Below are 620 nucleotides of genomic sequence, written 5' to 3' on the forward strand. Positions count from 1 at the left end.
CCTTGCAGCGGCAAAGGCCATCGGCGCGCTGGATATCGGCCAGGCGGCGATTGCGGTCGGCGGTCGAACGATCGCGCTGGAAGGCATCGAGGGGACGGCCGGACTGCTCGACCGTGCGAAGCTGCTGCGCGGCCATGGCCGTATTGCGGGGAAGACCCGCGGCGTTCTGGTCAAGTGCGCCAAGCCTGGTCAGGAACTGCGCGCGGATCTTCCTTCCATCGGCCCGCAAACGGTCGAAGCCGTGCATGCGGCCGGGCTTGCCGGCATTGCCGTCGAGGCGGGACGTTCGCTGATTCTCGAAGGCCCCGAAACCATCGCGCGCGCCAACGCACTCGGTCTGTTCGTCATTGGTCTGCCTGCCGCGACGGAGCCACACAATGGCTGACAGGGCATTGAAGATCGCGATCGTTCGACCGCCGACCGCAATCGCCGCCTGGCCGATATCCAGCGCGCCGATGGCCTTTGCCGCTGCAAGGCCTGCCTCGATGTCGCGCCAGTCCGATTTCCGCGGGATGGCTTTGGTCAGGACGCCTTCGGTGGCGACAAGGTTCGGCACGATTTCGTGGGCGCCGACGACCTTTATTCCACGCGCTTCGAGACCTCGCGCCAGGACCTGTCTC

1 protein-coding gene and 1 pseudogene are annotated in these 620 nt (G+C 66.3%); one reads left to right on the forward strand and one right to left on the reverse strand.

Annotated features, from left to right (window positions below):
- The coding region (gene lpxI, locus EN935_RS39275; RefSeq protein ID WP_127374415.1) for a UDP-2,3-diacylglucosamine diphosphatase LpxI at positions 1–385 on the forward strand (385 nt) is incomplete at its 5' end.
- 12 nt (positions 386–397) lie between these two features.
- Here lpxI (EN935_RS39275) and lpxI (EN935_RS39280) read toward each other — a convergent pair.
- Positions 398–620: pseudogene (lpxI, locus tag EN935_RS39280) on the reverse strand (UDP-2,3-diacylglucosamine diphosphatase LpxI); the annotation flags it as partial.

The organism is Mesorhizobium sp. M7D.F.Ca.US.004.03.1.1, from assembly GCF_003998635.1.
Lineage (GTDB): Bacteria > Pseudomonadota > Alphaproteobacteria > Rhizobiales > Rhizobiaceae > Mesorhizobium > Mesorhizobium loti.